This window comes from uncultured Aquabacterium sp., assembly GCF_913773725.1.
Lineage (GTDB): Bacteria > Pseudomonadota > Gammaproteobacteria > Burkholderiales > Burkholderiaceae_C > Aquabacterium.
This window is the reverse complement of record NZ_CAJYGK010000034.1, coordinates 167,219-175,459: the sequence shown is the minus strand read 5'-3', so window position 1 is coordinate 175,459 and position 8,241 is coordinate 167,219. Positions and strand designations below refer to the sequence as shown.

Here is an 8,241-nt window from a genome sequence, read left to right as displayed (position 1 = left end):
CGCCAAGGCCATACCGCCACAATGACCGCATGCGGTCACACGGTTTTTCGATCAGTCTGATGGACCGGCGCCTGTGGTGCCATCCGGAGCGGCAACAGGGCACCAGGGCGATGCTGCATGCCTTGCCGGGTGTGATGGCGTGGGGCGCGGTCACCGGGATGGTGATGGCTCAGTCCGGGCTGCCGCTGTGGGGCGTTGTGCTGATGTCCCTCACGGTGTTTGCCGCCAGTGCGCAGCTGGCGGCCATTCCGCTGATGTTGGTGGGGGCGCCCCTCTGGGTCGTCTGGCTGGCGGCGCTGTGTGTGAACCTGCGCTTCGTGATCTTCAGCGCGCAGTTGCGGCCCTTCGTGATGGTGCTGCCCTTGCGCTGGCGGCTGTTTTGCGGCTACCTGGTGGCCGATGTCTCCTACGTGATGCAGCTGGCGCGATACCCGAACGGAGCAGAGGTTCACGAGCGGGAACTGGGGCCTCTGGCTCACCTGCTGGGGTTGTCCTTGCCGAATTGGCTCGGCTGGAACGTGGCGGCGTTGCTGGGCATTGCCTTCGCGGGCCAGTTGCCGGCGGCTTGGGGGCTGGCATTTGCCGGGACGTTGACGTTGGCGGGGTTGTTGGCTTCACTCGTGCGGGACGGGCGGGCTGCCACTGCGGCCGTGCTGGCAGGCTGCACGGCGGTCGCTTGCTGGGATCTGCCGTTCCGGTTGAACATGGTGATTGCCGTGGCGGTCGGGGTGGCGAGCGGCCTGGCCCTCGAGGCGGGCGCGCGCGGCCGAACGGAAGGGCGTGTGACATGAGTGCGGTCCAAGTCTGGGGTGCCGTGATCGGGCTGGTGGTGATCACGGTGGTGACGCGCTCCTTCTTTTTCCTGTCTCGGCGCGCGTTGCCTTTGCCGGGCTGGGTGGAGCGCGGGCTTCGCTATGCACCGGTCGCCGCGCTGGCCGCTGTGGTGCTCCCGGGCGTGCTGTTGGAACAGGGGCAGTGGCCGTCCACGGCGTGGGATGCGCGCTGGCTGGCGACGCCGGTGGCCATGGCCTATGCCTGGTGGCGCCGCGACATGCTGGGCACCTTGCTGGTGGGGATGGCGGTGTACGGCGTGCTTCGCTGGCTGGGTGGGTGACATCGCGTGGCCCGTTGCATCCGGGCGGGCAGAGGCTGTTACGTCGTCCATTGGCCCGGGGGGGCTGGAGTCCGGCCTGAGTCAGACCTTTCTACAATGGCGGGTTGAACCGTTCTGTTTAACTTCACCGCCTCGACGGCAGCCAACATGACCATCCTCCGATTTGAAGACCTCGTGGCCCAGGGCAAGGCCGCTGGTCAGCGCGTGTTCATCCGTGCCGACCTGAACGTGCCGCAAGATGACGCGGGCAACATCACCGAAGACACCCGCATCCGCGCGTCGGTGCCGGCCATCGAATTGGCCTTGAAGGCCGGGGCGGCCGTGATGGTGACGTCCCACCTGGGACGCCCGACCGAAGGCGAGTTCAAGCCGGAAGATTCGCTGGCCCCGGTGGCCAAGCGCCTGGGTGAACTGCTGGGCCGCGAGGTGCGCCTGGTGCGCGACTGGGTGGACGGTGTGTCCGTGCAAGCCGGCGAGGTGGTGCTGCTGGAGAACTGCCGCCTGAACAAGGGCGAGAAGAAGAACAACGAGGAACTGGCCCGCAAGATGGCCGCGCTGTGCGACATCTTCGTGCACGACGCGTTCGGCACGGCGCACCGCGCCGAAGGCACGACCTACGGGATCGCCCAGTTCGCCAAGATCGCGTGCGCCGGCCCGCTGCTGGCCGCCGAGATCGACGCGATCAGCAAGGCACTGGAAGCGCCGAAGCGCCCTCTGCTGGCCATCGTGGCGGGCTCGAAGGTGTCGACCAAGCTGACCATCCTGGAATCGCTGTCGAAGAACGTCGATGGCCTGATCGTGGGCGGTGGCATCGCCAACACCTTCATGCTGGCCGCGGGGCTGAAGATCGGCAAGTCGCTGGCCGAGCCGGATCTGGTGCCGGCGGCGAAGGCGGTGATCGAGGCCATGAAGGCCCGTGGCGCCGAAGTGCCCATCCCGGAGGATGTGGTCGTGGCCAAGACGTTCGCGGCCGACGCCCCGGCCACCGTGAAGGACGCCGCCGATGTGGCTGACGATGACATGATTCTGGACATCGGCCCGAAGACGGCCGCCCGTCTGGCTGCGCAGCTCAAGGCTGCCGGCACCGTGGTCTGGAATGGCCCGGTGGGCGTGTTCGAATTCGATGCGTTCTCGAAGGGCACGGAAGCCATCGCGCGCGCCATTGCCGAGTCGTCGGCCTTCAGCATCGCGGGTGGCGGCGACACGCTGGCGGCGATCGCCAAGTACGGCATCGAGAAGGATGTGGGCTACATCTCGACCGGCGGCGGCGCGTTCCTGGAAGTGCTGGAGGGCAAGACCCTGCCGGCCTTCGAGATCCTGACGAAGCGCGCTGCAGGTTGAGTCGTGTTGCGGCCCCGAGGGGCGCGTGACCTGCGATGAAAAGGCCTCTCGGATGGGAGGCCTTTTTTCATCGGTCGGCGCGGCTCATGGGGCGAGCTTGTCGGCGCACGGGGGGCGGTGTCCGGCTCAGCGGCCGGCGGCGTGGACCGCTTCGCCCGCCAGGATGGGGTCTCCGGTGCGGTTATAGGTGTCGAGCCAGGTCTGGTAAGTGCGAGTCTGGCCGCCTTGCCAGGGATGGAACCCGGGGCGGAAGTAGCGCAGGTAGTGTCCGGCGACGCCCATGTACAGCCCGCCCGGTCCGTAGAGCCACCAGAGGCCGCCGGCCCACAGCCGCAGGCGCTGCAGGCGGCTGAAGCCGTCGGTCTTCAGCATGGCGCGGGTGAAGAGGAGGGCGTGCAGGTTGAAGCTGAGGGTGACGACGAGCATGGCCCAGATGCGGCGCAGATAGCCCACTTTCGCCACTTTCTGCATCACGTCGAACGCCACGGCCTTGTGTTCGATTTCTTCCATCGCATGCCAGGCGTACAGCGCCCGCATGCGCGGGTCCGCACCGCGGAGGGTGGCTTTGCGGTCGAAGAAGCCGTGTGCCATCACGGCGGTCAGGTGTTCGGCCGCGGCGGTCTCCGCCAGGGTCTGGCGGGCCGGCAGGTAGCGGCGGATCACGTTGAACAGCAGGTGTCGGGTGATGCCTTCCAGGCGGTCGACGTCGATGCCCTGGGCCTTGAGTCGGGCGTTGTAGCGGTCGTGCACCAGGCCATGCTGGGCTTCCTGGCGGATGAAGGCCTTGATGTCGGCCTGCAACGCAGGGTCTCGGGCCTGGTCGCGGAAGTCGCGCACGCAGGCGATGAAGAAGCGCTCGCCCTCGGGAAAGATGGTGGAGAGGGCGTCGAAGAAGCGGGTCTTGAAGGCGTCGCCCCCGAACCAGTAGCGGGGGATGTCGCCGTCCAGGCCGAAGTCCAGTTTCTCGCGCGGGGTGATGGGATGGTCTGTCGTGCTCATGGTGAGGGCTCCTTGAGACGGTGGGACGGCGCGGACGGGCCCGTCGATGCAACGGTCAGCTGTGTGCCCAGACTCCCGGGCCGTGCAGGCGGTTGCCCGCTTCGATCGGGTCTCCGGTTTCCTTCAGCAGCCGCAGCCAGGGTTCATAGCTTTGCACCACGGGATCCTGCCAGGGGTGAAAGCCGGGGCGCAGGTAACGGAAGTACTGGCCGAGGATGGGCGGGAAGAGGCCGCCCGGGCCGTAAAGCCACCACAGGCCCTTGGCCCAGATCTTCGTGCGCTGCCAGCGGCTGAAGCCGTCGACCTGCAGCATGTGGCGCATGATGCGGAAGACGTGGAAGGGGAAGAGGATGGTGACCAGCAGCATCGAGCTGACGCGGGTGAGGTAGCTGGCGCGGGCCACGTCCTGCAACACGTCGTAGGCCACGGCCTTGTGCTCCATCTCCTCCATGGCGTGCCAGACGTAGAGCGCGCGCACCCGCGGATCGGCGCCTTCGAAAATGCCGGGCCGCTCGACAAAGCAGTCGGCCATGATCGCGGTGATGTGTTCGGCGGCGGCGGTGATGCCCAGTGTGAACTCGCGGGAGAAGTGGCCGCGGATGATCTGGAACAGGCGACGCTCCTGGCCTTCGAGGATGCGATCGACCCGCACGCCCTGCTCGGCCAAGCGGTTGTTGTAGCGGGTGTGCAGCATGCTGTGCTGCGCTTCCTGGCGGGTGAAGTCCTTGATGTCCTGCAGGACCTTGGGGTCGGTGATGCGGTCCTTGAAGTCGCGCACACAGGTGATGAAGAAGCGCTCGCCCACCGGGAACAGCGTCGACATGGCGTCGAAGAAGCGGGTCTTGAACGCGTCACCCGCCAGCCAGTGGCGCGGGATGTCACCGTCGAGACCGAAGTCGAGCTTTTCTCGGGGAATGATGGGCGGTGGCGTCAGGTCGGGGCGGGTCATGCGGGGCTCCAGGCGGTCGCGTGCCCCATCCGGAGGGGCATGCGTCGAGCTTCACTGTAGAAAGCCCGCACGAAATCGGCGATGCACGCAGACGACAGAAAGACAGTTTTCGCGACAGCGACGTCCAGGGGAAACCCGGTGCTGCGTCAGTCGTCGTGGCCGGAGGGGCGGCTGGCCGCCTGGTAGCGCCGGGGCGGCACGCCCGTCCAGCGGATGAAGGCCTGGGTGAAGCTGCGGCGGTCTGCGAAGCCCAGGCGCAGGGCCACCGATTCGATCTGAACCGGCGGCGTGCTCAGCCACTGGCGGGCCAGGTGAAAGCGCACCCGGTCGAGGATGGCGGAGTGGCTGTCGCCTGCATCCCGCAATCGGCGCTGGAGCGTGCGCGGGTGCAGGCCCAGTTCACTGGCCAGCGCCGCCAGCCCCTCTCCGAGCAGGGCCGGTCGGGCGAGGTAGGTCTGTTCGATCTGCCGGACCAGGGGATGGTGCGATGGCTGGGACACCTCGGCGGGCGGCGCGCGCCGGGCGATCTCCTCCGTGATGCGCTGCGCGGCCACCTCGTGCAGACCCGGGAGGGCGCCGATCAGCGGTCGGTCGAGCAAGGCCCGGTCGAACCAGAGCGCGTCGATCGGGGCGTCGTGCTCCAGTTCGACCTGCAGGTGCGAGGCCAGGTGGGCGCTGTGCTCGTGTGCCCCGTGGCGCAGCGTGAGCCTGCCGGCCAGGGTGACGTCCGTCAGCAGGGTCTTGCTGAACTTCACCAGCGTGGTGAAGGCGGCCTCCAGAAAGGGCCAGGACTCCTCGGGCGGGACCGGTTCGGTCGCCTGCCCCAGTCGCAGCACGATGCGGGCGCGATCGCCGAACTCCTGCAGATCGAAGGTCAGCAGTGGATTGACCAGGGGCGGGATCCAGGTGAGGGCGCGCGCCGCATCCCGCAGGGTGGCGCTGGTGGTGATAAAGGTCTCGACGTCGGAGAGGTACTCGAAGGCGAAGGTGTCGCCCAGCACGATGGGAAAGTGGTGCGGGCAGCCCAGCCGCCGCGCCTCGCTCAGGCACCGATGCATGATGCGGGTCACCGCAACGGGCCGGATGGTCGCGGTGCTGGGGTGCAGCTGGGTGATGTCGACCCCCTCTGCCAGGAACAGGGCTTCGATGTCGATGCCACACCGCCGGGCGGCTCGAATCCAGTTCGTGACGGTCACGAAAGGCACCGTCTGGTCCGCGGGCGGCTGCGGAGACGTCATGCTGCCTGGTGGACCGGCCTGGCCAGGAAGGTGTCGAGCCAGCGCAGGACTTCCGCGGTGGTCTGCTCGGGTTGCTCGAGGGGGTAGAGGTGCGACCCTTCGATCCAGGAGATGCGCGGCCCGAAGATCTGCCGCGTGCCATCCAGTCCGACCCGACGGAGCTCGCTGGAGCGGGTGCCCGCAATGAAGGCCATGGGGCATCGATGGGGGTGTCGTCGGAAGTCGGCCAGCAGACCGTGAGGCAGGGTGTTGTAGATGGCCGTCTCCACGTCTCTGCTGAAGTGCAGGCTCCGGCTTCGGCCGTCGGGTCGGAGGGCGGTGCCCGTGCGGACATAGTCATGCAGCACGTCCGGGTGGAAGGCCGCGAACTTGGCCTTGGCGCGGAAGTGCTGATGGACGTGGTCCTCGCTGGCCCACTCGGTGGTGCGCTGCGCCGATACGCGAGATGGCATCACGCGGTGCATGGCCCCCATGCGCTTGGCCAGTCCGACGGCCGCAGCCTTCCAGCCGGACAGCAGCGGTGCGTCGAGCACGACCACCCCCTGCACCAGGGCCGGGTGTCGGCGAGCGAGCATCATGCTGAGGAAGCCGCCGAGCGAGTGCCCGACCAGAAAAACCGGGTGGCCGACTTCGCCGACGATGAAGTCGTGCAACTGCGCGACCAGATGCGGCCAGTCGGGCGTCACCGGGTAACGCGGGTCATGGCCGAAGCGGTCGATGGCGTGGACATCGAAGCCGGCGGCGGCCCAGCCAGCGAAAAGTTGGCGGTAGGTGCCGGCCGGAAAACTGTTGGCATGCGCGAAAACAAGGGTGCGGTACACGTTGGTTTCTGTGTCCGGGAGGGTCCGGCAAGTGTAAGGTTGCTACACCGGCACGCGGGACCCCGTGCGCCTGCGGGTTTACCTGAGGGGATGCTTGTGAGGGGTCGCTTCCGTCGGTTAATAGAATGTTAAACATGTCCAGAAGGGCGGGTTCGCACCGGGCTTCTCGCTCTCCTTGGACGTCTGCACCGTCACTCGTCACTGGAGACCCGTTTCATGTCCCGTTCGACCAAGATCGTCGCCACCCTCGGCCCTGCGTCCTCCACCCCGGAGGTGCTGGAGCGCATGCTGCGTGCGGGCGTGGATGTGGTGCGGCTCAACTTCTCGCACGGCAAGGCGCAGGACCACATTGACCGCGCGCAGCTCGTGCGGGAAGCCGCGGCGCGGGTGGGCAAGGTGGTGGCCATCATGGCGGACCTGCAGGGCCCCAAGATCCGGGTGGGCAAGTTTGCCGACGGCAAGGTGATGCTGGAGGTTGGCCAGCCTTTCGTGCTGGACGCCAGCCGCACCACGCCGGGTGACATCGAGGGCGTGGGCCTGGATTACAAGGAACTGCCGCGCGATGTGAAGCCGGGCGATACGCTGCTGCTCAACGACGGGTTGATCGTGCTGACCGTGGACGCGGTGCGGGGCGACGCCGTGCACACCATCGTGAAGGTCGGCGGCGAGCTGTCGAACAACAAGGGCATCAACAAGCAGGGCGGCGGGCTGACCGCGCCGGCGCTGACGGCCAAGGACATGGAGGACATCAAGACCGCTGCGGGCTTCCAGTGCGATTACATCGCTGTGTCCTTTCCCAAGAACGCGACCGACATGGAAATGGCGCGCCAGTTGGCGAATGTGGCGGGTGAGCCCTGGCGCCATCGCCCGGCGCTGATCGCCAAGATCGAGCGCACCGAGGCGATCCCGAACCTGGAGAGCATCCTGCGCGCCTCGGACGGCATCATGGTGGCCCGCGGCGACCTGGCCGTCGAGGTGGGCAATGCCGCCGTGCCGGCGCTGCAGAAGCGCATGATCAAGATGGCCCGCGAGATGGACAAGGTCGTCATCACGGCCACCCAGATGATGGAGTCGATGATCGTCAACCCGGTGCCGACGCGCGCCGAGGTGTCCGACGTGGCGAATGCCGTGCTGGACGGCACCGACGCGGTGATGCTGAGTGCCGAGACCGCGGCGGGCAAGTACCCGATCGAGACCGTCGAGCAGATGGCCGCCATCGCGATCGAAGCCGAGCGGGCCGAAGAGGTGTCGCTGGACGCCGATTTCAACAACAAGACCTTCGGGCGCATCGACCAGTCGATCGCCATGGGCGCACTGTTCACGGCCTACCACCTCGGCTGCAAGGCCATCGTGGCGCTGACAGAATCGGGGTCGACCGCGTTGTGGATGAGCCGGCACAAGATCCACGTGCCGATCTTTGCCCTGACCGCCCAGCCCATCTCCTTGCGCCGGATGGCCTTGTACCGCAACGTGCGCCCACTGCTGGTGGCGGCCTGTGGCGACCGCGATGAGGCCTTGCGGCAGGCGGAGCAGTCGCTCGTCGAGCGCGGCATCCTGAAGCCGGGCGACACCTACGCCATCACCTGTGGCGAGCCCATGGGGCACCCCGGCGGCACCAACATGCTCAAGGTGTGCGAAGTGTCGGCGTGATGCTGTAGTTTTCCTTCATTGGCTCCGTCGCGCCCCCTGCGTGGCGCGGGCCGGCGGCTGCGCGCTCGCGGGGGTGTGGCCCCAGCACAGTCTCGCTAGAATCGCCCTCAGTCGACATGCCGGCCCGGT

Annotated in this window: 8 protein-coding genes; 4 read left to right on the top strand and 4 right to left on the bottom strand. The window is 67.4% G+C overall.

Going from position 1 to position 8,241, the window contains the following annotated elements; all coding sequences use genetic code 11:
* From QZ709_RS04175 to QZ709_RS04165, 3 genes are all read left to right on the top strand, one after another.
* Window positions 1-791 (top strand): AzlC family ABC transporter permease (locus QZ709_RS04175; protein ID WP_294636079.1); only part of this gene is annotated, 791 nt, incomplete at its 5' end.
* Window positions 788-1,114: an AzlD domain-containing protein gene (locus QZ709_RS04170; RefSeq protein ID WP_294636078.1), complete on the top strand. Its 327-nt coding sequence runs from the start codon at window positions 788-790 to the stop codon at window positions 1,112-1,114. The genes QZ709_RS04175 and QZ709_RS04170, both read left to right, overlap by 4 nt.
* 147 nt (window positions 1,115-1,261) lie before the next feature.
* Entirely contained in the window at window positions 1,262-2,455 is a 1,194-nt protein-coding gene (locus QZ709_RS04165; protein WP_294636077.1) for a phosphoglycerate kinase, read from the top strand.
* A gap of 126 nt (window positions 2,456-2,581) precedes the next feature.
* Here QZ709_RS04165 and QZ709_RS04160 read toward each other — a convergent pair whose 3' ends face one another.
* The 4 genes from QZ709_RS04160 to QZ709_RS04145 form a co-directional block, all read right to left on the bottom strand.
* The gene (locus tag QZ709_RS04160; RefSeq protein ID WP_294636076.1) at window positions 2,582-3,454 is read right to left on the bottom strand and encodes a metal-dependent hydrolase; all 873 of its coding nucleotides are present in this window, start codon (window positions 3,452-3,454) and stop codon (window positions 2,582-2,584) included.
* 55 nt (window positions 3,455-3,509) lie between these two features.
* Window positions 3,510-4,403 carry a metal-dependent hydrolase gene (locus tag QZ709_RS04155; protein ID WP_294636075.1) on the bottom strand — a complete coding sequence of 298 codons (894 nt, stop codon included), beginning with the start codon at window positions 4,401-4,403 and terminating at the stop codon, window positions 3,510-3,512.
* Window positions 4,404-4,549: 146 nt separating this feature from the next.
* Window positions 4,550-5,641 (bottom strand): AraC family transcriptional regulator, encoded by a 1,092-nt coding sequence (locus tag QZ709_RS04150; protein ID WP_294636074.1) that lies wholly within the window; start codon window positions 5,639-5,641, stop codon window positions 4,550-4,552.
* A complete protein-coding gene (locus tag QZ709_RS04145) occupies window positions 5,638-6,462 on the bottom strand; it encodes an alpha/beta hydrolase (protein ID WP_294636073.1) in 825 nt (274 codons plus the stop codon). The genes QZ709_RS04150 and QZ709_RS04145 overlap by 4 nt, the downstream gene beginning before the upstream one ends.
* 216 nt (window positions 6,463-6,678) lie before the next feature.
* Between QZ709_RS04145 and pyk the strand changes: the two genes are divergently transcribed.
* Complete coding sequence (gene pyk, locus QZ709_RS04140; protein WP_294636072.1) at window positions 6,679-8,112, top strand: pyruvate kinase; 1,434 nt, start codon at window positions 6,679-6,681, stop codon at window positions 8,110-8,112.
* Window positions 8,113-8,241 lie beyond the last annotated feature (129 nt).